25 protein-coding genes are annotated in these 24,815 nt (G+C 39.0%); 16 read left to right on the plus strand and 9 right to left on the minus strand.

Annotated elements, in window-relative coordinates:
* Window positions 1-293 precede the first annotated feature (293 nt).
* Window positions 294-1,241: an aminoimidazole riboside kinase gene (locus GLW08_RS15380; protein ID WP_160849536.1), complete on the plus strand. Its 948-nt coding sequence runs from the start codon at window positions 294-296 to the stop codon at window positions 1,239-1,241.
* Window positions 1,242-1,420: 179 nt separating this feature from the next.
* Here GLW08_RS15380 and glsA read toward each other — a convergent pair whose 3' ends face one another.
* Window positions 1,421-2,353 carry a glutaminase A gene (glsA, locus tag GLW08_RS15385; protein ID WP_237458469.1) on the minus strand — a complete coding sequence of 311 codons (933 nt, stop codon included), beginning with the start codon at window positions 2,351-2,353 and terminating at the stop codon, window positions 1,421-1,423.
* Window positions 2,354-2,479: 126 nt separating this feature from the next.
* Between glsA and GLW08_RS15390 the strand changes: the two genes are divergently transcribed.
* Window positions 2,480-2,854, plus strand: coding sequence for a DUF1992 domain-containing protein (locus GLW08_RS15390; protein ID WP_160849537.1), 375 nt, complete (start codon window positions 2,480-2,482; stop codon window positions 2,852-2,854).
* A gap of 131 nt (window positions 2,855-2,985) precedes the next feature.
* Here GLW08_RS15390 and GLW08_RS15395 read toward each other — a convergent pair whose 3' ends face one another.
* On the minus strand, window positions 2,986-3,330 hold the full coding sequence (locus tag GLW08_RS15395; protein ID WP_160849538.1) for a hypothetical protein: 345 nt from the start codon (window positions 3,328-3,330) through the stop codon (window positions 2,986-2,988).
* Window positions 3,331-3,471: 141 nt separating this feature from the next.
* Between GLW08_RS15395 and GLW08_RS15400 the strand changes: the two genes are divergently transcribed.
* The 4 genes from GLW08_RS15400 (at window position 3,472) to GLW08_RS15415 (ending at window position 6,608) form a co-directional block, all read left to right on the plus strand.
* Window positions 3,472-4,194 carry an ABC transporter ATP-binding protein gene (locus tag GLW08_RS15400; RefSeq protein ID WP_160849539.1) on the plus strand — a complete coding sequence of 241 codons (723 nt, stop codon included), beginning with the start codon at window positions 3,472-3,474 and terminating at the stop codon, window positions 4,192-4,194.
* Entirely contained in the window at window positions 4,191-5,216 is a 1,026-nt protein-coding gene (locus tag GLW08_RS15405; RefSeq protein WP_160849540.1) for an ABC transporter permease, read from the plus strand. The genes GLW08_RS15400 and GLW08_RS15405 overlap by 4 nt, the downstream gene beginning before the upstream one ends.
* 32 nt (window positions 5,217-5,248) lie before the next feature.
* Complete coding sequence (locus GLW08_RS15410) at window positions 5,249-5,905, plus strand: TetR/AcrR family transcriptional regulator (RefSeq protein ID WP_160849541.1); 657 nt, start codon at window positions 5,249-5,251, stop codon at window positions 5,903-5,905.
* Between the two features lie 244 nt (window positions 5,906-6,149).
* On the plus strand, window positions 6,150-6,608 hold the full coding sequence (locus tag GLW08_RS15415) for a GNAT family N-acetyltransferase (RefSeq protein WP_160849542.1): 459 nt from the start codon (window positions 6,150-6,152) through the stop codon (window positions 6,606-6,608).
* A gap of 63 nt (window positions 6,609-6,671) precedes the next feature.
* On the opposite strand, the gene GLW08_RS15420 is transcribed toward GLW08_RS15415, so the two are convergent.
* Window positions 6,672-7,514, minus strand: coding sequence for an HAD-IA family hydrolase (locus GLW08_RS15420; protein WP_160849543.1), 843 nt, complete (start codon window positions 7,512-7,514; stop codon window positions 6,672-6,674).
* Window positions 7,515-7,666: 152 nt separating this feature from the next.
* On the opposite strand from GLW08_RS15420, the gene GLW08_RS15425 reads away from it, so the two are divergent.
* The 7 genes from GLW08_RS15425 to GLW08_RS15455 all read left to right on the plus strand — a co-directional run bounded on the left by GLW08_RS15425 (window position 7,667) and on the right by GLW08_RS15455 (window position 14,713).
* A complete protein-coding gene (locus GLW08_RS15425) occupies window positions 7,667-9,532 on the plus strand; it encodes a CAP domain-containing protein (protein ID WP_160849544.1) in 1,866 nt (621 codons plus the stop codon).
* A gap of 399 nt (window positions 9,533-9,931) precedes the next feature.
* Complete coding sequence (locus tag GLW08_RS15430; protein WP_160849545.1) at window positions 9,932-10,606, plus strand: SOS response-associated peptidase; 675 nt, start codon at window positions 9,932-9,934, stop codon at window positions 10,604-10,606.
* A gap of 572 nt (window positions 10,607-11,178) precedes the next feature.
* Window positions 11,179-11,697, plus strand: coding sequence for an RNA polymerase sigma factor (locus GLW08_RS15435; protein ID WP_337193952.1), 519 nt, complete (start codon window positions 11,179-11,181; stop codon window positions 11,695-11,697).
* A complete protein-coding gene (locus tag GLW08_RS15440; protein WP_160849547.1) occupies window positions 11,697-12,152 on the plus strand; it encodes a zf-HC2 domain-containing protein in 456 nt (151 codons plus the stop codon). Before GLW08_RS15435 ends, GLW08_RS15440 begins: the two co-directional genes overlap by 1 nt.
* Window positions 12,145-13,248, plus strand: a complete 1,104-nt coding sequence (locus GLW08_RS15445; RefSeq protein ID WP_160849548.1) for a DUF6677 family protein — start codon at window positions 12,145-12,147, stop codon at window positions 13,246-13,248. Before GLW08_RS15440 ends, GLW08_RS15445 begins: the two co-directional genes overlap by 8 nt.
* Window positions 13,245-14,168 carry a LiaI-LiaF-like domain-containing protein gene (locus tag GLW08_RS15450; RefSeq protein ID WP_160849549.1) on the plus strand — a complete coding sequence of 308 codons (924 nt, stop codon included), beginning with the start codon at window positions 13,245-13,247 and terminating at the stop codon, window positions 14,166-14,168. The genes GLW08_RS15445 and GLW08_RS15450 overlap by 4 nt, the downstream gene beginning before the upstream one ends.
* A gap of 101 nt (window positions 14,169-14,269) precedes the next feature.
* Window positions 14,270-14,713 (plus strand): hypothetical protein, encoded by a 444-nt coding sequence (locus GLW08_RS15455; protein ID WP_160849550.1) that lies wholly within the window; start codon window positions 14,270-14,272, stop codon window positions 14,711-14,713.
* A gap of 305 nt (window positions 14,714-15,018) precedes the next feature.
* On the opposite strand, the gene GLW08_RS15460 is transcribed toward GLW08_RS15455, so the two are convergent.
* The 4 genes from GLW08_RS15460 to GLW08_RS15475 form a co-directional block, all read right to left on the minus strand.
* Window positions 15,019-15,756: an amino acid ABC transporter ATP-binding protein gene (locus GLW08_RS15460; RefSeq protein WP_160849551.1), complete on the minus strand. Its 738-nt coding sequence runs from the start codon at window positions 15,754-15,756 to the stop codon at window positions 15,019-15,021.
* A gap of 15 nt (window positions 15,757-15,771) precedes the next feature.
* Entirely contained in the window at window positions 15,772-16,476 is a 705-nt protein-coding gene (locus tag GLW08_RS15465; RefSeq protein ID WP_272917094.1) for an amino acid ABC transporter permease, read from the minus strand.
* Entirely contained in the window at window positions 16,460-17,323 is an 864-nt protein-coding gene (locus tag GLW08_RS15470; RefSeq protein ID WP_160849552.1) for an amino acid ABC transporter substrate-binding protein, read from the minus strand. The genes GLW08_RS15465 and GLW08_RS15470 overlap by 17 nt, the downstream gene beginning before the upstream one ends.
* Window positions 17,324-17,583: 260 nt before the next feature.
* Window positions 17,584-18,963, minus strand: a complete 1,380-nt coding sequence (locus GLW08_RS15475) for an alanine/glycine:cation symporter family protein (RefSeq protein ID WP_160849553.1) — start codon at window positions 18,961-18,963, stop codon at window positions 17,584-17,586.
* A gap of 234 nt (window positions 18,964-19,197) precedes the next feature.
* Between GLW08_RS15475 and GLW08_RS15480 the strand changes: the two genes are divergently transcribed.
* The 3 genes from GLW08_RS15480 to GLW08_RS15490 are packed head-to-tail and all read left to right on the plus strand — an operon-like array spanning window position 19,198 to window position 20,821.
* Window positions 19,198-19,668 carry a low molecular weight protein-tyrosine-phosphatase gene (locus tag GLW08_RS15480; protein ID WP_160849554.1) on the plus strand — a complete coding sequence of 157 codons (471 nt, stop codon included), beginning with the start codon at window positions 19,198-19,200 and terminating at the stop codon, window positions 19,666-19,668.
* A 13-nt stretch (window positions 19,669-19,681) separates the two neighbouring features.
* Window positions 19,682-19,987 carry a hypothetical protein gene (locus GLW08_RS15485; protein ID WP_160849555.1) on the plus strand — a complete coding sequence of 102 codons (306 nt, stop codon included), beginning with the start codon at window positions 19,682-19,684 and terminating at the stop codon, window positions 19,985-19,987.
* Between the two features lie 18 nt (window positions 19,988-20,005).
* Complete coding sequence (locus tag GLW08_RS15490; RefSeq protein WP_160849556.1) at window positions 20,006-20,821, plus strand: YihY/virulence factor BrkB family protein; 816 nt, start codon at window positions 20,006-20,008, stop codon at window positions 20,819-20,821.
* Between the two features lie 466 nt (window positions 20,822-21,287).
* Here the strand turns inward: GLW08_RS15490 and GLW08_RS15495 are convergent, their stop codons facing one another.
* Window positions 21,288-23,219: a heavy metal translocating P-type ATPase gene (locus tag GLW08_RS15495; RefSeq protein WP_423808634.1), complete on the minus strand. Its 1,932-nt coding sequence runs from the start codon at window positions 23,217-23,219 to the stop codon at window positions 21,288-21,290.
* 220 nt (window positions 23,220-23,439) lie between these two features.
* On the minus strand, window positions 23,440-24,624 hold the full coding sequence (locus GLW08_RS15500; RefSeq protein WP_160849557.1) for an MFS transporter: 1,185 nt from the start codon (window positions 24,622-24,624) through the stop codon (window positions 23,440-23,442).
* Window positions 24,625-24,815 lie beyond the last annotated feature (191 nt).

Here is a 24,815-nt window from a genome sequence, read left to right on the forward strand (position 1 = left end):
GGTGATTATTCGATGATTGTCCAGTTATGGTTATGAGTTGGATTCGAGCTAATCTGGAAAAGAGGAATGTTTTCTTTTGAGCAGTACGAGGTGAGTTTTACTCTTTAAATTGTAACTATGCTCTGTGGGGGGCGTTATGCTCTCTTCCAATTCATATATGCTCTGTTCGGATAGCGTTATGCTCTCTCACAAAATTCACAAACTATCCCTACATTCTTTTTCACAGGACAAGACGGTATTGTCGATTTTCGATATAATGTAAGTAACTTAAAATGAGATTGGTGGGAGTTTTCATGAGAAAAGGAATTATAAGCCTAGGTGAAGCATTAATTGATTTTATTCCAATGACAGCTGAGAATATTCATTATCAAAAAAGTCCTGGTGGTGCTCCGGCGAATGTGGCAGTTGGTGCTGCTAGACTTGGTTCAAAGGTAACGTTTCTTGGGAAAGTCGGGGATGATTCCCTTGGTCGTTTCTTAAAGGAAACCTTGACTAGTTATGGGGTTTCGACAGAAGGAATGATTTTTTCAAAAGAGGCGCGTACCAATATTGTCATGGTTACCCTATCAGAAAATGGCGAACGGAATTTTGAGTTTTTCATTAATCCTAGTGCTGATCAGATGCTGGAACAAAAGGAACTAAACAAAGCGCTATTTGAGGATCACAAAATCTTGCATTTTGGGTCGATTTCAATGATACAAGAGCCTGTTAAACAAGCTACAAAATTTGCGGTTGAATTGGCAAGAGAGAAGGGTATGATTGTATCCTTTGATCCCAATTTACGTCCAGCGCTTTGGCCTTCTCAGGAGCAAGCAAAACAAACGATTATCTCCATGCTTAATCAAGTGGATCTATTAAAAATATCAGAGGAAGAGCTAGAGTTTATTACAGGAGAATCTAATATAGAAGCAGGTATTGAGAAGATGGGTGATTATCAAGTTCCATTAATGTTAGTTACATTTGGTGGAGAAGGAAGCTATGTTGTTAAAAATGGTGAATATGTTCAGGTGCCAGCTATGAAAGTGGATGCAATTGACACGACAGGAGCAGGAGATGCTTATGTGTCTGGAATCTTACATAGTCTGAATGAGACAGACAAGACACTAGAAGAGTTAACACTTGAGCAAGTAAAGCAAATGGCAGAATTCGCTAGTGTATCAGGTGGACTTGCAGCCTCCAATAAAGGTGCTATGACAGCGCTACCTACTTCTGAACAAGTGAAAGATTATTTGAGCAAGTAATTCCAATGTATCAACCTAATAAATCCTAGCCTACATAGTGGGCTAGGATTTTACTCTTAGTCTGAGGTGGTGAAGTTCGATTAACATCGCTGCATCATATCACGCAGCAACATCGAACCAACCCACGTCGTGTGGGCCGAGCACATACGTCGCTAAACGGACGCCCTGAGCTTTTGTTCTTAGATGGAATGACTGAATAAATTTAAGTTTAGGTCAGTAGATAGACGCTCAAGAATTTTTCCGCCTCCTACACTATTTCCTTTTTCATTAATGGCTGGGCCAACCACTCCGATGCCATAACGACCAGGAACAACACCTACGATGCTTCCACTCACACCACTTTTACAAGGGAATCCCACTTTAACAGCAAAGTTCCCTGATTCATTATACATACCAGATGTCATCATAATGGCTTGAAGGGTTTGTAAATGTTTGTGGGAGATAAGTTGCTTATTATGGTTCAACAATTTTCCTCCATTTGCTATGAACAACCCTACTCTAGCTAAATCTTCTACAGTGAAGCTAATTGAATTGATTCGAAAGTATAAATCCAATGCTTCTTCTGGATCTAATGCTACTGCTCCAGTACTACTCATATAGTAAGCTAGGGCACGGTTCCGATCCCCTTTTCGTTTTTCCGCTTGATAGACATTGTTATCATACGAAATGGTGTCATTATCTGTGATGGATTGTAACAGCGACATAATGCGTTCGAACCGTTCTTGTACATTATCGCCTTTGATTAATGAGCAAATGGCAATGGCTCCAGCATTCACCATAGGATTATAGGGTCTATGTACATCATTTGATTCTAAGTGACTGATTGTATTAAAAAAATCACCCATTGGTTCCATCCCAACAGTTTGGAATACTTTTTCTTCTCCCAAGTCCTCTAATGCGACCATGAGGCTTATAATTTTTGATACACTTTGTAAAGAAAAGCTAAGGTCGGTAGATCCAGCTTTATAGATTTGATTATCCATATCAATGATGGCAATCCCCAGGTCATTTTGATTCTGGTTATCCAAACATGGTAGATCAGCCATTACTTCTCCTTTTGTCGTATAAGGTCTATATTCTGTAATGAGTTCTTTTAAATAAGTATGTTCCATATTTATGACCTCCATTTCCATAGTGGGCTATTCCCAGTCTTAAGTAAGAATCAAACAATATCACCTGTATAGTGGGCTGTGGTATAATAATTGAAAATGAGCGTTTAGCTGAAGGAGTGGTGCTTGATGGACTTTGCATATCGAATGGCAGAGGAAAAAATTAAGCAAGCTGAGAAAAACGGAGAATTTAAAGATCTCCCAGGAAAAGGGAAGCCGTTAGACTTTAGTGAAATCAATGCTGTGCCTGAGGATTTACGGATGAGTTATACCATTTTAAAAAATGCCAATATGATTCCTGAAGAAATGCAAATAAAAAAAGAAATGGTAGATTTAGAAGAGCTTATTTCTCTATGTGAGCATGAAGAGGATAAGAAGGTTTATCGTAAACAACTAGGAGAAAAGCAAATTCGTTTCCAAACATTAATGGAAAAACGAAAGCTAGGTAGCTCAGGTGCGTATCGCCAATATCGTGGGAAGATTGATGGGAAAATGGGATTATAAAGAGGAAAGCCAACAGATTTCACTTCGTAGGAAGTAGGATTTGTTGGCTTATTTGTTTTCTATGGAATTGTACGTCGTGTAGGCCAAAGATTATACATCGCTAACTGGGGGCTTGAGCCATCTTTATGCAATTACATCGCCGAAATGAGTATTATAAAAAAAGCTAGTTCTCCAACGAGCATACTGATAAAAACACCTATTGCAGAAAAGATGGGGTGTCGGCGGATTTCTTTTATGGCAAGGATGAATCCAATGATCGGTACGAGTACACCGAGTATGAGGTGTAAGGCACTTGTGCTTAATGTTGTCATACTGGAGCTTACATACATAATAAGCCAAATAATTTCTACACAATATGCAGCGGCTAACACTTTTGGTATCTTTTTGTTATCGGGTTTTCGCCACTTATATCCAATAAAAAAAGTAAGAATTGGTACAATTAATAACCCTAAAGCAAATAGCATGGTTAAACTCATGTGTAATCCCTCTCTCATTTCCTTATATTCCCACATGATAAGTCAATAAAACTTAAAATGAGTGATTACTCACTTTACAACCGAAGTAAGTGTGGTAGTATAAAAAGTGAGTAATCACTCATTTTGGTGGAGGTGTTGAAAATGGAAAGCATGATACGGGTTGAAAATGTAGCGCATGCATTTGGTGAGGAAAACGTCTTAAAGGATATCAATTTATCGATTCCAAAAGGTGAAATTTTTGGATTACTCGGTCCTTCAGGTGCTGGGAAAACAACCTTAGTAAAGGTTATGGTTGGTATTTTAGAAGTAGACCAAGGAGAGGCCTGGGTGAAGAGTGTGAAAATGCCATCCTTAGAACAAATGAAAGTGCTTGGGTATATGGCCCAATCCGATGCACTGTATAGTGAACTTTCAGCTAGAGAAAATCTAGATTTTTTCGGTGCTGTGTATGAACTAAAGTCGGAAGAGCGAAAGGAACGGATGAAAGCTGTTATGGACGTCGTGGGGCTGAGAAATCACATGGATAAACCGGTTCATAAGTATTCTGGAGGTATGAAAAGAAGATTAAGCCTAGCTATTGCACTTCTTCATGAACCAGATGTACTCATTCTAGATGAGCCTACTGTAGGAATTGATCCATTGCTAAGACAATCAATATGGGATGAGCTTAAATCTCTTCAGGAAAAAGGAACAACGATTATCGTCACTACCCATGTCATGGATGAAGCAGAAAAATGTGACCGACTTGCTATGATGCGAGATGGATATTTAATTGCAACAGGAACCCCACAACAACTGCGTGATCAAACAAATTCAGAAACGATAGAAGGTGCATTTCTAGTATATGGAGGTGAGCGAGCATGAGTATACTAGCTCTTATCAAAAGGATTTTACGACAATTCAAACGCGATAAACGTTCTTTAGCTCTGCTAATTATGGCCCCATTACTAGTACTCACGCTAATGTGGTTAGTTTTTGAGGGGGATCGATATGAACCTAATATCGCAGTTGTTGATGTACCACAACCTTTTGTGGATGCATTAGAGGAGCAAGATGCCTCAATTGAAACAATGACAGAAGAAGAGGCGATGGAAGCCTTAGAGGATGTTGCATTAGATGCCATGATTTCAATGGACCAACAGAAGTTGTCTATTACGCTTGAAGGTAGTGATCCTTCAACGAATCAAGCTGTTAAAATGACGCTACAAAATGCCATGAAAGAACTGTCACCTCAATCAAATAAGATGGAGCTATCATTCTCTTATTTACACGGTTCAGAAGATTTGGGGTTATTTGATAATGTAGGACCTGTATTAATCGGATTCTTTGTCTTTTTCTTTGTATTTATTATTGGTGGTGTATCGTTTCTGCGAGAAAGAACGCAAGGTACGCTTGAACGATTGTTATCTACTCCATTAAAAAGAAGCGAGGTTGTTTCTGGGTATGTACTCGGATTTGGGATATTTACGTTGCTTCAATCCTTGATTATAGCGGCCTATTCTATTTATGTACTAGGTATGTGGATGGAAGGTTCTTTTGGTTATGTATTATTGATTACGTTTTTATTAGCTATGACGGCGCTAACGCTTGGAACATTACTCTCTGCATACGCTAGTAATGAGTTTCAGATGATTCAATTCATCCCACTTGTCATTGTCCCACAGGTGTTCTTTTCTGGGTTATTTAGCCTCGAAACAATGGCCCCATGGTTACGTTGGATTGGTCAAGTAATGCCGTTAACGTATGGTGCGGATGCATTAAGGGAGATTATGATAAGAGGAAAAGGGTTTGAAGCTTTCCAGACAGACGTCTATATATTAATAGGATTCGCAGTTTTGTTTTACGTGCTGAATATAGTAGCGTTGAAGAAGCATCGCAAGCTATAATGGAAGGTACGAACAATAAGGGGGACTAGGCCATGAGTGAGAACGATATTATTCAGGAAATGCTCCTAAATGAGGATGACGACGATCAGCTTACCCCAAAGCAACGTAAAATTCTCCAAGCCGCTGTAGAAATGTTTGCTGAGAAAGGCTATGCATCTACTTCAACTAGTGAAATAGCGAAACATGCAGGTGTGGCAGAAGGCACAATCTTCAGACATTATAAAACAAAGAAGGATTTACTATATTCGATTGCAGTACCAATGATTACAAAGTTTGCGGCACCTTTTTTTGCCCAACATTTCGTAAGACAAGTATTTAACGATCAGTATAGCGGATACGATGAACTTCTTAGAAGGTTGATTCATAATCGATTTGAATTTGCGAAGGAAAATATTCCTTTGCTGAAGATTGTATTGCAAGAAATGGCCTTTCAGCATGAAATGCAAGTAAAGTATAAAGATATCTTTACTGAAAATGTATTACCACGTTTTAGAGAAGTAGTGGATCATTTTAAAGAAAAAGGTCAGATTGAAGATTATCCAACCGAAACGGTTATCCGCTTAACTATCACGACGATTGTAGGGTTTTTAGTTACTCGTTTCATTATCATGCCAGATTATCCTTGGGATGATGAACAAGAAATTGAGCGGACTATTTCGTTTATCATGCATGGACTGGAAAAGGCTTGAATAACTGTGAAAAGGCTATCGGGTACATTCACGATGGCTTTTTTTAATAGTAAAGAAAGCATAAGTTTTGGCTCTTACCTGTCTAGTTCCAGCGCCTAGTCGCTTTACATTAGACTTATGTTAAGTGTGTCATTCTTACTATGAAACGAATGGAAGTTTTTAAAGATTTATTCATTTGAAAGGAAATAATATGCCAAGTTTCGAATATGTAATGTAGAAGCCTGATGAAAAGGGAGAAAAATCTATGACTAGGATTAAGTTAGTACCTGTAACGAAAAGTAATTGGCTTATGTGTGTGAAATTAAATGTAAAGGAAGACCAGAAACCCTTTATCGCTTCCAACTTATTTTCCATTGCTGAGTATCAGTTTTTCGACCATATGAGAATGCGTGCCATATATTACGGAAAAGAGATGATTGGCTTCGCTATGTATGGCTTAGATGAAGATGAGGGTGGATTATGGATTTATCGATTTATGATTGATGAAAACTATCAGGACCGTGGGCTTGGTAGAGAATCCTTTCAATGCGTAATGGAAGATGTGAAGGATTGGGCAAGAAGGTTGAACAAACAGACTGTGACGATTACTTACCATTCAGACAATACTCGCGGGAAAGAATTTTACCAACAAGTAGGTTTTGTGCCTACAGATGAAGTTATTGAAGGGGAGGAAGTAGCGCGCTATTCCTTGTTTCGGAATTAGACATCAAGCAGTGCGTTGTAAAAAGGCACTGCTCGTGTCTTGAATCCTACATACAAACGGTTACTATTTTTTCATGATTTCAGTAAGGGAAGTCACAGGACACAAGTTTTCATGCGTTAATGGAGGTTGATCTGGAGTGAGCCAAACACTTTTCATTCCTTGTTGAAGTGCTGGTGCAATCTCATTCATAAAGTTATCTCCAATAGATATTGCTTGCTCTGGTTGTACGTTATAAGCCTTTAATAACTCATTGAAATGTTGGGTGGTTTGAATAGGTTTTTTAGCAGAGGTGATAAAGCTATCAAACAAATTCTCAAGTCCAAGGTGTTGAAGAAGACGGTAGACGTCTGTTTCATCACTATTTGTCATCAGTACCAACGTTTTTTCTTCTTTTAATTGTTGTAGGTATGAGACAAGCCCTGGTGTTTGAGTTAGCCAACCTTCTTCAGCTGCCATATCTACCTTTGTTTCATCATATGCACGGTGGCAATCCACCATATCAATACCGTAATGGAGTGCTAATACATAAGGTGGCCACCAGCCGTCTCCTATAGCAATCCAACGCTTAAAATCAAAACTTGTTACGGGAAATGTCTTTGTTGTGTTTCCATACTCTTTGTGAAGTGATCCATCCCATGTTTCGGGGGTGGATAGTTTCTCAGTAAATGGATCCCATGTCCAAAAAACATCCTCTTTAGCATCATATACTTTTCCAATTGCAAGGGGATGATTTCCTGATTTCACATGAGAATAATCCTCTGAAAATTGTATTTGAGAATCCTCTGGGAGTTTCTTTTTTAATTTATCTGCAAACAAATCGAAATGCTTTGTATCTTCGTATAATGTACCATCTAAGTCGAAAATCATTAAAGTTGTATCCTCTGTGAAGCTAGGTTCTAATGACACATCCATCTACTCCCTTTTTGTTAAGAATTGTGTTTATTATCCAAAAAAAAGCTTATAGATTCAAGTAATAGGGAAATAGAGTATTGACTTCTTAATTGGTTCATTTTACGTTTGAATAGCAACCATGAAATATCTAGGAGAGAGGTGGCAAGATGAAAAACCTGCTAAAGTGGTTTACTATTGTCTTGGTTATTAGCGCAATATTGCCAATGAGCCAAGTAGTAGAAGCAGAAGAAACGAGTAAGTCGTCCGATCAGAATATGGTACAAGCAACGATAAATTATGGAAAAGAAGGCAACCCATCTGGAAAGGTGGCGAATGAATCTCCTTTTATTAGCTATTTTGTTAAATTATCTTCTTATGATGTTGCCTACAGCATTTCTATGTTTTTAAACGGTAAAGAAGTTGAAGCAGATTATAGTGAGAATACAGGACTCTTAACCTATCAAGCTTCCGATTTATCAGGTGCGAATACGGTAAAAGTTATTGTGAAAGCTAATGGGCTTAAACAATTAGAACAATCCTGGGACTTTACTGTAGATGATAATAAGAAGAACCCTCTTGAAGGAAAAGATACAACCCTGTTAGAAGAAGTCCAATCTGAGGCGCTTAATCGTATCAATGAATATCGTGAAAATTTAGCACTACCAACCTTATCCAATAATGCGAAGTTACAAGAAACAGCGCAGGCACATTCCAACTACATGTTGAAGTACGAAAATACAGGACATAAAGAGAACAGTGAAAATGAAGATTTCTTTACAGGTGTTTCACCTCAACAAAGAACGTCTTACTTTGGTTATGAGAATTGGTATGTAGGCGAAGGAATTACATATGAGGAGCCTGGAGGAAAGTTAGCTGTAGATCATCTATTTGACGCTCCTTATCACCGTTTGAGCTTAATGAATCCATTCTTCGAGGAAGCTGGTACAGGTTACAATGAAGATGGTGATTTTGTTGTGAATTTCGGGGGGGAAATGAAAGAGGATGATCGGGTCGTTCTTTATCCATATCATCAGCAACAAAACTCTAAGATTTCTTGGTTTGCCTATGAATCTCCTAATCCGTTAAGAAACTATGATAAAAACAAAATTTGGACAGGCTACCCTATCTCCTACACGTATTATGGACCAATGAACGATAAATTAGTTGTAGAAAATGCCACGTTAACAAACAGTTCAGGTGAAGAAATTTCAACATACTCCATTACACCTGAGCAAGAGGATCACGGGAAGCATCACGTCTTTTTAATTCCGAAGAAAGTGTTGTCTACGAATGAACAATATACTGTTAATGTAAATGCTTATATTAAACCTCAATCTGGTGAAAATAAGGATGTATCCAGAACATGGACATTTACAACAGCTTCGACTGTGGATATCCAACGAGTGTATTTAGAAAATCATAATGAAACGAATTTCCTTACTGTAGAATGGGCATCAGGTACCGATCCCAATGCAGAGATTACATTGAAAAAGGATGGCAACCGTTACATTCGTAAGGAAGGGCGCGAACAAACAACTTATCGTCAATTAACTCCTGGAACCTATACGATGAATATTCAAAGCCCACACTTCGAGGAAACAAAGATGTACACCGTAACAATTGAAGAGGATAGCGAACTTCGTTATGACTATGATAGTTCGTTACAGGTTACTAACTTAAAGGAAGGGGAAGTAACCAAAAACGGTGACGGCAGCCTAGCGCCGGAGTATTCAAATTACAGTCAGTGGAAAGCACCAGAGGATTCTTTTGATGAAGATAAAGACTGGACTGTACAATTTAATACTGGAATGGAAGTATCAAATATTACAGATAACTTCGTCTATGTAATTGATGAAGAAGGTAATAAAGTTAGTGTTTCACTAGATTTTGATAGTAATAATGAAGAAATATCAGTGAATGCTCCTTCAACTGGTTATGATAGTGGTGAATATAAATTAGTAATTGAACCATTAAAGAGTAATCAAGGAGTCGAAATGACGAAGGGAATCACCATGCCATTCACGATTAAGTAATTCACATCAAGCCTGTTATTTCAAACGAAGTAACAGGCTTTCTATTTTCTTCTAGGAATTTATAAACGGGTTGAGGTTGTTGATAACTTTGATAAAGTGATGTGGCTACGTCCAGCTCCAGCGCCCAGCGACTAGTTTGCTTCCCTCGCTTCTGTACGATAAGTTAACATCGAATCACCCACGCATGTTTTCATGTTTCCTTTATCTCCTACTGACTAAGGGGAAGTTCGATTAAGATCGCTGCATCGTGCAGCAACATCGAACCAACCCACGTCGTGTGGGCTGCAGCACATACGTCGCTAATCGGGCATCCTGAGCTTTTGTTCAGAATGAGAGTATATGGATGGGGATAAACTGTAAGAATGAATTTTTAATTTAGGCTGAAAGGAGTAAAATCATATGTGTGGAAGGTTTACCCTATTAGCAGAAGAACTTGAAGTACTGAAATCATATGGAATTGAGCACAGGTTAGAAGAGTACACACCGAGATACAACATAGCTCCAGGTCAACAAGTGATGTCCATTATCAACGATGGCGAAAACAATAGAGCAGGGTATCTAACGTGGGGGCTTGTTCCATTTTGGGCAAAAGATCCATCGATTGGATATAAAATGATTAACGCCCGATCTGAATCAGCTCATGAGAAACCGAGCTTTAAACGATTACTACAAAGGAAACGCTGCCTCATCATTGCAGATAGCTTCTACGAATGGCAGAAAACAGATTCAGGAAAACAACCTCTTCGCATTTCAAAAGAGAATCGTCCTTTCTTTGCGTTTGCAGGGTTATGGGATCGATGGAAAACGGATGATAGGGAACTTGTGACTTGTACGATTCTTACGAAAGAAGCGAATGAATTTATGGAGCCGATTCATAAACGGATGCCAATCATCTTGCCTCAAGAAGATGAAGCATGGTGGATGAAACATGAAGAGCGTGATCCAAATGAGATCCATGATTATCTCCAATCTTTACAAATTCCCAGTCTACAAGCTTACCCTGTAAGTACATATGTGAATAATGCCCGTCATGAAGGTCCGGATTGTATAAAATCGATAGAAGCAGAAAACTGAGCCCGAAAAGGCTCAGTTTTTTATTTCTTTATTCTATAATAGCATCATTATCTTGAAGACCTGATTTCGAGATGAATTTGATGTTTGGAAAGAGAGTTTTTTTCCGTTAAACCAAACGAACGCAAAGATGGGCCGGGAAATTGGGGCGGTCGCTCCTATTTTTCAAAAGTAGCTCCTGTTTTTTGATTCTTGCTCCGAGCAGGGAAAGTCGCTCCAGGGCCGATGTTTTAACGCATCGAGTTCGCTACATCCTTTAGCAACCTCGAACGAACATACATCGTGGAGGGGCACAGGGAAGCGAGTGATTTCCAGGCCCATCTTTTCTCTGAAATTACGCAACGCAAACTTTTCTCTCCCCTCAAGCTATCTCGAATTCAAGTCTTCAAGATTATGTCTCCTTAATGGAATGTGTAAAAAAGCACTCCAACTACCTTTTAAATTAGATAATATATAGTATAGAAACCTTTTTACAAAAAAAGTTATAAAATTCTGTAGGGATAAAGAAGTCACGTGCGTCTATTAGGTGTAGTGTTTGATGGAAGGAGGGGAGAGCTATTCAGGATGATCGGTTAATTGAAAAGGTGAAACAGGGGAACCAGCAAGCTTTGAGAATGATCATTGAACGATACAAAGGGTACTTGTTTAAAATTATTGTCAATGTTGTTCGAGATGAAGCAGAAGCAGAGGATTTAACACAAGAAACGTTTATTAAAATGGTCGACGCTCTCCCTGATTATGAATCAAAAGGATTTAAAACCTGGATTAGTCGCATCGCCTATCATAAAGCTATTGATGCGAAAAGAAAGAGAAGTAGACGCCATGAAGAACTAACAGAAGAATTTGAATGGCAATCCACTCCTTCAGATAGTGCCGAGGATGATTGGCTCCAGCAACAAAAGCAGAATAAAGTTGTGGGATCCATACAACAGCTTCCTCAAGGTTATCGAGGTGTCGTCCATGCTTACTACATAGAAGGAAAATCCTATTCTAGTATTGCCCATGAACAACGTTTGGCAGAGAAAACAGTGGAGATGCGTTTGTATCGAGCTCGTAAATGGATGAAAAACAACTGGAAGGAGGATGAGTTTTAATGAAGCATGTTACCGAAGATTTCATTCAACTATATATAAACGGACAACTCCAGGAGCAAGAACAGCTACAATTGGAAGCTCATTTTGAACAATGTGATACGTGTTTTGATATGTATTTAGAGCAATTGGATGTAGCTGACACAACTTCTCCCCTTTCGGAACAGTTTACAAATGATACAGCTCAAACCATTATCAATCAACATCCAACGTTTCAGACACCATCCAAAACATTCAGTGCTCAACCTTCAAAACAACGGAACACATTCATTCATTATGTAGTAGCTGCAGGCTTCACACTTCTCCTCATGATGTCTGGAGTGTTTCAGTATATGACAGATTCATTTAATCAAGATGGAATAAAAAAAGGTCCCTCATTTTCTGGGCATTTGATGGAAAAGACAGGATCCTTATTAGATCAATTAACGTTTGAAGAGGAGGGTAATAACAATGAATAAATCACCTATTTTAGCGTTTTTCCTGGCGTTGATTCCTGGGTTTGGTCATATGTATTTCGGTAGAAAGATTAAAGGTATGTTATATAGTTTAGCTTTTTTTGGGCCATTATTTCTGGGCTTGGTTATTTTAGTGGTAGAGCCTCTTCTCCCAACAGAAGTAAAACTATTATTGGTATTTTGGGTATTTTTCATATGGGTGATAAATGTCATCGACATGGTCATAACGCTTCTTATGAAAAGTGGACAATCGAAAGTTACTCAAGGAGAACCGGATGTAGATGGAATGTCGATGAGCAATCGAAACGAACAGAATGAGAGGTTCTTTACGATTCTTCTTTCGTTTATCCCTGGAGTGGGGCATTTCCATTTAGGATTAAATCAACGTGGGCTTACATTTTTAACAGGTTTTATCGGGGTTGGAATGATGGTTTTCTTTGTAAGTGTCATAACAGGTACTGGTGGTTTTCTTGTCTTCTTATTAGCTCTGCCTGTTATTTGGATTTATGGGCTATTTGATGTGATTCAATTGCTAAATCAGAAGGACCGTGGTGAAACGCTTGAGGACCGTACCCTCATGGAGGACCTTGATCGCCATCGAGTTAATGAGCGGAAGAGTAAGGTGTTAGCGACAATACTCGGGATTTTTCCGGGAGCAGGTCATATGTATATGGGACTGCAACGAAGAGGTTTACAGTTTATGGGCGGATTTTTACTATCCATCTATGTTTTAGATGTTTTGCGGTTGTCCATCTTCCTATTTCTGATTCCTATCATTTGGTTTTATAGCTTTTTTGATACATTACAACAAGCTGGCAAAATGGATAATGAAGAGCTCGAAGATGTGCCAGTTGTGAAACATGTCATGAATCACCAGCGTTGGATAGGAGTTATTTTAATCTTACTAGGGCTGTTTTATTTGGTAGATTCCATCTTTATGCCAGCCTTGGCTGCTGAATTGAGAACACTGCTCAACGTCGATATACGCTACTATTATGAACAGTACTTTCAAATGATTGTTGTATGCTTCCTCTTTATTGGTGGAGGTATCAAGCTACTAATGGGTTCGAAGTCAAAAAAAGAGGAGCATGATGTATGAGAAGGTGGAGAGTCGGAACGATATCAATGGGAGCAACATTGATATTATTAGGGGTATTACTTATGAGTTCCCAGCTGTTTGGTTGGGAAGCTTCCTCTTTAGCATTTACTTGGTGGCCAGCACTTTTAATTGTTTTAGGGGTGGAAGTACTTGTTTATATTTTCACTTCGACACAAGAAAAGCCTGTTGTTCACTACGATTTTCTGTCTATTCTGTTTATTGGGTTTTTGGGAACTATCGGTATCGGATTGTTTCTTATGTCCTCTGTGGGCGTTGTTGAAGAAGTGAAAGGAGCTATTCACAGTGAAACAACAGAGGGAGCTCTTCCAAAGCTCGAACAGCAAGTAACGAGCAATGTGAATAAAATTGTTGTGCAAGCTGGACATAATGATGTAGAGCTTACAACGAATGCGACAGATTCCTTTCATCTATTTGGAACATTTGAGTCAAGTTTCCTAAAGAAAGGCGAACTAAAAGCTGAGGATATAGTGCAGGTGACTAGTACTGGAAACACGATGTACATCCAGTTACTACAGGGACCGAAACGAAATGGAATCCAATACGAACGTACTCGTTTTCATCGCACCCTTTCCTTACCAGCAAATATCCCTGTTGAGGTTCAACAACCCCCCAATGACTTGTCGGTTTCCATTGATACTCTAGAAGCAGATTGGGTGATTGAACGTACATCGCAAGCAGTGGTGGACATCGGTGAAAGTGTAAGTGCCTCCATTCAAGTAGAAAGTTTCCATGAACAAGTAGGTTGGGACGTGGAGTGGGATAAGGAAAAGCAAATCGAAGCTGATCAATCGGAGCAAAAGTTATATTATAAAGAAAAGCAATATGGAGAAGGGGAGCATACGTTGCAATTCAACGAATTGGATCGCTTTACCATTGAGCAAGTGGGAACTCGTAACTAATATCTAGTTCCCTACCTAAGAAGAATAGTTGATCAAACGTTTGATCAATTATGTACAAGAACATAGAAAAGCTTTATCCAATGTGGGTTTTGGGGGTACTAATGAAAAGAATATGGTGGCTATCTCTGTTCGTTATACTTTTGGTGGGTCCATCAGTTCAAGCATTATCCTGGGCTTATCCATTTGTTGTTTGGGAAGGAAAAGTGTATGAAGTTAAGCAAGAACAATTCATCGAAGGCAATGATATAGGATATAAAATAGGGAAAGTAGAGACACAACCTGATGACATGTCTGGGAATTATTATGGAGATGCTTCTAACTATTATCCAATCGGAACAAACTATTACAAAATAAACGGAACATCAACTTCCGATGCAATAGCTGTTAAAAGCGATAATCAATGGGTAAAGGCAGTATATGTGCATAATGCACCATTCCACATCATGAATGTACTTACTAACGTTTACTTTATATCTGCTGTTGTAGTGTTGATGCTTATAGTTATCGGAATTCCTTTTCTTCCAGTTAAAACTAGGAATGAGTAATGTGAAAAACCCCCTCGTCTTAAGGATGAGGGGGTTTTCAATAATAGATGAAGTTCGATTAAACACAATGGGCGCTTTGAGCTTTTGTCACGTCCAGCTCCAGCGCCCAGCGACTAGCAAACTTCCTGCTCCTCCTTACGATAAGTCAACATCGAATCGCTACCGCTCTTCGTGTTTCCTTTATCTCATACGGAATCAGGTGAAGTTCGATTAAAATCGCTACATCACGTAGCAACATCGAACCAACCCACGTCCTGTGGTCAGCAGTTTGTACGTCGCTAAACGGGCGCTCTGAGCTTTTGTTCTTACTCACTTAATAAGTTTAAAAATTGGCGTGTGCGTTCTTCTTTAGGGCTTGTGAAGATTTTATCTGGATGGCCACGTTCGACAACCTGTCCTTGATCCATGAACAGTACTTCATCAGCTACTTCTTTTGCGAAACTCATCTCATGGGTAACGACCACCATCGTCATGCCTTCATGGGCAAGTTCTTTCATAACACGAAGTACTTCGCCAACAAGTTCTGGGTCTAGGGCGGAGGTAGGCTCATCAAACAACATCACTTCAGGGTCTATGGCTAAGGCGCGAGCAATTCCTACTCTTTGTTGCTGTCCTCCTGAAAGTTGATGAGGATAATAGTCAATCTTATCTCCTAGTCCAACTTTCTCTAACAGGTGAATGCCTTTTTCTTTTGCTTTTTCCTTGTTAATCTTTTGGACAGTGACAGGTCCTTCAATCACATTTTGCAAAGCGGTCATGTGAGGGAAGAGGTTGTATGTTTGAAAGACCATGCCTGTTTGTTTACGTAACGTTTGAATATCTCTTTTGGCTACTTTTTCTTCAAAATTTAACTCCGTTCGATTAATGGAAACATTCCCTTTTGTTGGGGTCTCAAGAACATTCAAACAACGGAGTAATGTCGTTTTTCCAGAACCAGAAGGTCCGATGACGACAATCACCTTTCCTTTTTCTACATTTAGGTCAATTCCATCTAAGACCACTAAGTCACCAAATTGTTTGTGTAAATTTCGAATCGATAGCATATATAAGCTCCTAACTTAACTAACGTAGCGGTTTAGTTTATTCTCAATTTGATCTTGTACAAGGGATAGTAAGAAGCATATCATCCAATAGATGAAAGCAGCTTCTGTGTACAAAAGAAGTGGTTCATAGGTGTTCGCTACGATTTCTTGGGCTTTACGGAACATTTCAGCTACTAAAATCGTTGAAGCCAAGGAAGTATCCTTCACTAGACTTATAAACGAGTTCGATAATGGTGGAATAGAAACTCGAGTCGCTTGCGGTAGGATGATTCGCTTTAATGATTGTCCATACGACATTCCAATGGATTGGGAAGCTTCCCATTGACCTTTAGGTATGGAAAGAATAGCAGCCCGAATAATTTCAGATGCATATGCCCCTGTATTTAATGAGAATCCAATAATAGCAGCTGGGAAGGGATCTAATTTAATACCTACAGATGTTAAGCCAAAGAATATGATAAATAATTGTACGAGTAGCGGTGTACCTCGAATGATGGATATATAGACTCTAGCAATCCCGCTTAGTACTTTTATACCTGATATCCGAAATAAAGCAGTTGTAATGGCTAAAATGATTCCGATGACAAACGAAATTAGTGTCATCGGAATGGAATAGAAGAGAGCTCCTTTCAATAATGGAAGAAAGGAACTCTGTGCAATATCAATATATCGGTCTGCATCAAATACTGCAGAAGTTAACATATTATTTAGTAGAAACATCTTCGCCAAACCATTCTTCAGAAATTTCGGCTAGCGTGCCGTCTTCCTTCATTTCTTTAAGGGCACCATTAACTGCTTCAACTAATTTATCATTCCCTTTACGGAACATCATTGCGCTCTCGGAAGCTTCATCCTGACGATCCACAATTTCTACTTGTGCGTTGTTGCCTTTTTCTTTAATAAAGTCTAAAACGGATAGACGATCATTCACGGTTGCATCTGCACGCCCAGATGAAAGTAGTTGCATGGCAGGGTTAAAACCTTCCACACCTGTTACTTCTGCACCGTATTCTTTTGCGATATCAGCGAAGTTACTTGTTAAAGATTGAGCTGCTGTTGCGCCTTCTAAATCCTCAAAGCTGCTGATGTTATCATTGCCTTTTTTAGCAACAAGAACGGCAGTGGAGATTGTGTAAGGTGTAGAAAAATCGTATTTCTCTTCACGTTTAGGTTTAATCCCAACTTGATTGGCGATCATATCAAAACGTTTTGAGTTAAGCCCAGCAAACATGGAATCCCATTTTGTTTCCATGAACTTCACTTCAAGATCAAGTCGTTTGGCTACTTCACGTGCTACTTCCACATCATAACCTGTCAGTTTATCGTTTTCGTCGTGGAATGTATAAGGAGGATATGTTCCTTCCGTTCCTACACGAAGAACACCTTCCTCTTTAATTTGCTCATATAAATTCTGATCGGAATTAGTGCCTTCTTCTGATGTACCTTCTTCGTTATTTTGATTATCGCCATTTGAAGCTTGATCCGTGCTGTCTTCATTACTAGTGCCGCATGCAGCAATAACCATAGCTAGTAGAGTAAAAGCGATGATGGATAAAAATTTCTTCATGTCGTAAACCTCCCTGTGATGTTTAATCCCAACTATTCATATAGGGATTAATTTGTTTGATGATACATATCATACCTTGCTTGAGATGGATGTGTCAATTTAATAACTCATGATTTTTTTGAGAATGTTTATAGGTTATGCGTGATTTCTAGAGGTTACTCTTTGAAAAAATAAAAAACTCCCTCGCTGTGCAAGGCACAGGAGGGAGTTTTACATGTGAAATAGTTGGTTGAAGTTTTGCCGGTCGCTTACGCTTTTCATTATGTTTGGTAACTATTCGATGTTTCCGCTTGTTTCTCTTCTTTCATAACCTTCATAAACCGTTTTGTTTCAGCTACGACGACTCCGGATAGACCGAGGAGTCCGATTAAGTTAGGGAAGGCCATGAGTCCATTCATTACGTCGGCAAATGCCCAGGCGACAGCTAATTTGGAGACGCCACCGATAAAGACGAAGGTTACAAAAATGATTCGATACAATGTAATCCCACGTTGGTTGGTTAAGTAGCCAAAGCATTTTTCACCATAGTAAGACCATCCGATAATGGTTGAAAAGGCAAAAAAGACAAGACCAATCGTTACAATCATGGAGCCAGTGTTACCTAAAAAGTAACCAAACGATTCAGCTGTTAAATCTGAGTCTATGATATCTGAAGTGTATTTTCCACCCATAACAATGGTAAGCCCTGTTATTGTACAAACCAGAAGGGTATCCAGGAATACCTGCGTCATGGATACAAGAGCTTGTCTGCCTGGATAATCTGTTTTGGCAGCAGCTGCGGCGATTGGTGCTGATCCGAGTCCTGCTTCGTTTGAGAATACACCACGTGCAACACCCCAACGAATAACTGTACCAATTGCACCACCAGCAACTGCATTTCCTGTAAATGCATCCGTGAAGATCATGCCAAATGCCGGGCCAATTGAATCAATGTTAAGGAAGATAATAATAAGGCCAGCGATAATATAAAAGACGGCCATAATTGGAACAAAGAAAGACGTTACGCGTCCTATACTTTTGATTCCACCAATAATAACAAGAGATATAAGGGTTACTAATATAATTGCCGTTGCGATTTTAGGGATGTTAAATGAAGCCTGTAGAGAACTGGTGACGGCATTAGCCTGAACCATATTTCCGATACCGAAAGCGGCTACTGCACCAAAAACTGCGAATAATACGCCTAGCCACTTCGCTTTTAACCCTTTTTCTAAGTAGTACATCGGTCCACCAGAGATACGACCATTTGCATCTGTTGTCCGGTATTTTACGGCTAAAATGGCCTCTGCATATTTTGTTGCCATACCAAATAGTGCCGTAATCCACATCCAAAATACTGCACCAGGACCACCTGCGAGTACGGCTGACGCAACACCGACGATGTTCCCTGTACCAATCGTTGCTGCAAGAGCGGTCGTTAATGATTCATAGTGGGATATATCCCCTTTTGATTTTTTGTCCTGTTTTGAAGGGCTAAACGCAAGCTTTAATGCGTATGGTAATGTCCGTAGTTGCAAGAATCCAAGACGAATGGTTAAGTAAACACCTGTACCGACTAAAAGGATGAGTAAAGGCATCCCCCAAACTACACCACTTAACCATTCAAGTGATGTTAATAATGCTGACTTATCTTCTTCCATAATAAATCCCTCCTTCAATTTTTAATATATATAAATATTCTGAAAAATAACAAGAAATGTCAAGAGCATTTCAAAAATCTACATTAGAAATTATATTGGTGCTATTTTCCTCATTGAAGTGTGTGGGTTTATTCACACATATATGGGGAAAGAACAATAAAGATATGTATATAGCTATGTGTTTAATGGATTGTTTACTATAATAAAATTGAATCTAAAAGTGAAGGTGATATCATGATACGAGTATTATTTGTATGCCTAGGCAATATTTGCCGGTCTCCAATGGCAGAAGCAACAATGAGGGACCGTATTGAAAAGGCTGGATTATCCGATCAAATTGAAGTAGATTCAGCAGGTACAGGGGACTACCACCAAGGCAAACCACCTCATGCAGAAACAAGAGGTATCTTAGGAAAAGCAGATATTTCTTATGAAGGAATTCGTGCCCGTCAAGTGGAAGAGGGAGATTGGGAGAAATTTGACTATCTTATCCCTATGGATCGAAAGAATCTGCGTGATTTAAAAGCTTTTGAAGTAGCTCATGATGATATTAAAGTTGTGAAATTCATGGACTATGTTGAGAGTAGTGAAAGCGAAGATGTAGCAGACCCTTACTTTTCAGGCAATTTTGATGAAGTGTATGAATTAATCACTGAAGGTTGCGATGCATTACTAGAAGATATTAAACAAGATCACGGATTATAAGGAGGAGAAAACAATGGGACAGAATAAATTAATGACAGGTGTTGCATTAGGTGCACTAGCAGGTGCCATACTAACCATGTTTGATAAAACTACGCGTGTACAAACTGGGCAATGTCTAAAGAGTATGGGAACACAAACGAAAGGTTATATTTCTAATCCAACTCAGGCGATACACGATTTTCGAAATCAATATGAAAGAGCGACAAACACATTAACTCAACGTACAAATGATATTGTATCGTTTCTTGATCAAATGGAAGGATACTTAGATACAGTAGAACAACAAACAGAAGATCAACAAGAAAAACTTGAAACATAGAAGCAAGGTGGGGTTTCGTTGCAAAAGGCTATTCAATTTGGGAAAGAACTTTTTGGACGCTTTACAGAACATGAAGTGGCAGGTCTCGCAGCACAATTAGCCTACTTCTTTCTGTTAGCGATCTTTCCATTTATGATTTTTTTAGTGGCTTTAATGGGGTATCTTCCCATTTCATTAGATAGCTTGAAAGCTACGTTGGATAGTTATGCACCGGAAGCGGCACTAGAGCTAATTACGAATAATTTAGAAGCGAAAAATGGGAGTCTGTTATCCGTTGGAATTATTGGTACCTTGCTTTCTGCTTCTAATGGAATAAATGCTATTATGCGAGCGTTCAACCGTGCTTATGAAGTTGGGGAAGACCGCTCCTTTTTAAAAAATCGATTTATTGCTATCGTATTAACAATTGCGATGCTCATCGTTATTGTTGTGGCCTTGCTGTTACCTGTGTTTGGTAAAGCCATTGGGGTGTATATTTTCACATGGTTTGGAGTTTCTGAGCGGTTCTTAGCGATTTGGGATGCTTTACGCTGGGTTATATCTTCGGGGATATTAGTACTTGTATTGCTATCGTTATACATTTTAGCGCCTAATCATCATGTGAATATAAAACAAGCACTAGCAGGTTCTGCTTTTGCAACGTTGTTTTGGCAGCTAGCATCACTAGGATTTTCCTATTATGTCAGCTTTAGCGCCCAAGCCTACTCCACTACTTATGGTAGCCTTGGAGGAATTATTATTTTAATGCTTTGGTTTTACCTGTCAGGGATGATTATTATTATCGGTGGAGAGATCAACGCAATGCTCAGAGATCGTAAAGCATTTAAGCCTTAATAAACATGTATTGAAAAGAAATGGCATAGACTCACGATACATAACTGTTTAGGATGCGGGAAACCTATTGGTGAATCCAATAAGGGAGGAAACAATCTCATGAGTAACAATAAACGTAATAATAAGCACAGTCATGACAAAAAGCAAAAGAATAATAATGATAAATCCAAGCATAAAACAAGTGGTTCTGCTAACAAGAAAAACGATTTTCATTAGAATTAAAAAGCCAGACAGTTACTGTCTGGCTTTTTTAAGTGAAGATAGTATGATGATGCATGACGCTTTACGTTTCTAGCTCCAACGCCCAGCAAACTTCCTGCTCCTCCTTATGATAAGTCAACATCGGAGTCGGCCTACAGGATGTAGGTTGGTTCGTTGTTGCTGCGTTGAGGCAGCGGGTTTAATCGAACTCCCATTAATCAATTTTGGATAGTTTGTACGTCGCTAAACGGGCGATTGCGCTTTTCTATCTTAGTAAACGCAGTCCATTGAGAATGACTAAAATTGTACTTCCTTCATGGCCTACAACTCCTAACGGAAGGTTAAGCATTTGTAAGAAGTTCGAAATAATCAGTAGCATAATAACTCCAATCGAAAAGATGACGTTCTGTTTAACGATACGATTCATCTTCGTTGAAAGCTTAATGGCATTTGCGATTTTGGGAAGTTCGTTTTTCATTAAAACAATGTCGGCTGTTTCTAGAGCTACGTCGGTTCCTTCTCCCATGGCAATCCCTACATTCGCTGTTGCTAGGGCTGGTGCGTCATTTATACCATCACCAACCATTGCTACATTTTCAAATGATTCTCGTAATAATTTTACTTGTTCCACTTTATCTTCTGGTAAACATTCCGCAATATAGTGATTGATTCCACATTCCTTTGCGATAGCTTGTGCTGTTGTATCGTGGTCCCCGGTTAACATGACTGTGTATATACCGGATTCTCGTAATGACTGTAGTGCATCTTTTGTTTCTTTTCTTATTTGATCCTTCAGTGCTATTAATCCCGCAACGCCGTCCTCATCAGCGATGAAGGTTAACGTTTTCCCTTCAGCGGCTAAATTTTCGCCAATACCACCTTCAAATTCAAACGCATCTTCTCTTCCTACAAAATCTGCGTTGCCTATCTTCCATTGTTTACCTTCAACTTTTGCTGTTACGCCACTACCAGCTATGTTTGTCATATCATAAACCTCAATATGTTGTTGCACATTCTGATTTTCTCCATAACGTACAATGGCTTGTGCGAGTGGGTGGTTTGATTCCCGTTCTATTGCGGTGAAAATAGAAAGGAGTTCCTTCTCATTACCACTACGAAAATGGGTGTTTGTTACTTCTGGCGTTCCATTTGTTAGTGTCCCGGTTTTATCAAATGCGATGGCCTGAAGATGGGACAGATTTTCTAAGTGAACGCCACCTTTAAATAAAATGCCATGTCGTGCTCCATTTGAAATAGCAGATAATGTTGCTGGCATAATCGATGCTACTAAAGCGCAAGGAGAAGCTACCACTAATAAAATCATCGCTCGATAGATTGTGTCTTGCCATCCCCATCCGAAAGCAAAATGAGGTACAAACATCATTAACGCAACGACGAGTAAAACAACTTTTACATAAGTACCTTCAAAGCGTTCGATAAATAACTGGGAAGGGGATTTCTCACTTTGAGCGGATTGAACAAGTTGAACGATTTTTTGAAATAATGTTTCATTGGCAGGTTTCGTGATTTTCACTGTGATACTACCATTAATATTTACAGTACCTGCGAATACTTCGCTTCCAAGTTCCTTTGATACGGGGACAGATTCCCCTGTTATGGCAGCTTCATCAAGAGAGGTTTTCCCTTTGATGATTTCCCCGTCTGATGGTACCCGTTCGCCAGCTTTAACGAGAATGTGATCACCTATGGATAACTCCGATACATGAACAAGCTCTTCTTGACCATCGTGTAGACGTAAAGCTTCTTCAGGTTGGAGGTCCATTAACGAAGATATTTCCTTTTGACTTTTGTTCATTGTGTACGTTTCAAGTGCTCCGCTCATCGCAAAAATAAAGATTAGAATTGCTCCCTCGGTCCAATAACCAATTGCAGCTGAACCAATGGCTGCGAATATCATGAGCATTTCTACATTCAAATCTCTGTTTTCAATCGTTTCCTCAATGCCTTCCTTGGCTTTCGCAAATCCACCAATAAGGAAAGCAAGCACATATAAAGTAATACTGGTCGGTTCACTGACTATAGTGTTAGTTAACCAGGCAACTAAAATTAGAATGCCGCTAAAGAGTGCAGCAATTAACTCTGCATGTTCTTTTATATTGGAAATCCACTTATATGGACGTTTCGTAGTTGTGGTAGAGCTTGTTGATGATTGCATTGCTTTAGCTTCTGAAGCCAATTTTCTCAACTCCTTCTTTTTAATTGAGAATGAAAACCTTTTTCAATTACATCACATTTGGATTAATAACCCGTTTTGTTGGTATTTTCTCAATGAAAATGATTCTTAATTAGAATTATTTTAAATTAGTATCTGTTTTTAATAATAGCATGATATAACGTAAAGTCAAGAGTATTGATGAAGGAAGGAAAGGGTAAAGAAGCCTATCTCCAGCTAGTTCTTACTGCGCGGGAGATAGGCTCTTTTGGTTATGGGGGGGCTTTTCTTTCTTAAGGAGAATTGGAATTACAAGAATGATTAGCATGGTGGTAATCACATGAAAGAAAGAGGCATCAGGGAATAAATCAATGTACACGCCACCTAAATAAGGACCAATGATACTACCCACACTAAAAGAAATTCCGCACATGATATTTCCTGCTGGCAACAGGGACTTTGGCAAAATATCTGTCATATAGGATATGCCTAAAGAAAAGATGGATCCTACGAAAATTCCGGCTAATGTGAATAATATTATGAGCCAAGTTACCGATTGCTCATAAAAAGACGCAAGCCCGAAACATACGATACCGGATAACATAACGGAAACTAATACTTTTTTCCGACCTATTCGATCACTTAGAATACCAAGTGGTAGCTGTGATATCAAACTGCCTGCTGCAAATGTAGGGATAATAAGCGATAGTGTATCCACGTCATGGCCGATTCTCATTCCATAGACAGGGAAATTACCGTGTAGAGTAGCTTCTAAAAATCCATAACCTAAAGGAGGGAGGAAAGCTACCCATGCGTACTGCCAAGCCTTAGCGAAGCGTTTAAATGAATTGGAGGATGTTGAATATTCTTCATCTTCTTCTGGTATTTCATTTCGAACCAAGAACATAAGGGACCAAACAATCACACTAAATGCAGCTGATAGTAAGAACGGCAGTGAGATATGAATGGAAACGAGTCGAGTCATTAAAGGCCCCAACGTGAACCCTAATCCAAAAAACACGCCATATAAAGCTATATTACGCCCGCGTTTGTTCTCTGGTGAAGTTGATGTGATCCATGTTTGCGTTCCAAAATGAAGCATATGGTCTCCGATGCCGATGGTTACTCGTAGCATGAACCAAAACCATAAAGATTCCCAAAATGGGAAAAAGAGTAGAGATATAAAGACAAGTGCTCCTCCTAGCATGATCATAGGTTTATACCCAATATTACGAATTGGTTTTTCCATGAAAGGGGAAGCAATTAATACTCCTATATATAAACCTGTCGCATGCAATCCATTAATGGAGGAAGAGATTCCACTTTGTTCTAGGATTACTGCAATCAACGGTAAAAGCATTCCCTGAGTGAATCCGGAAATAGTAACTAATAAAATTAAAACAGTGAAGCGAAAATGTTTTCTAAGCATAGCAAAACCTCATTTTGTCGATAGTATCCAAGGATAATGCTACTAAGGGTCATTATAAATAGCAAGGATACCCTATTTCTTGAATCTTTTCATTACATATGTGACAGTTAGTAAATAGGCTTTACATAGGATAAAGCGTTATGAGTGGGGGGATTTCGGTTACATTATAAGTAGTACCTCATTTATAAGAT

The organism is Pontibacillus yanchengensis, assembly GCF_009856295.1.
In the GTDB taxonomy this organism is placed as follows: domain Bacteria; phylum Bacillota; class Bacilli; order Bacillales; family BH030062; genus Pontibacillus; species Pontibacillus yanchengensis_A.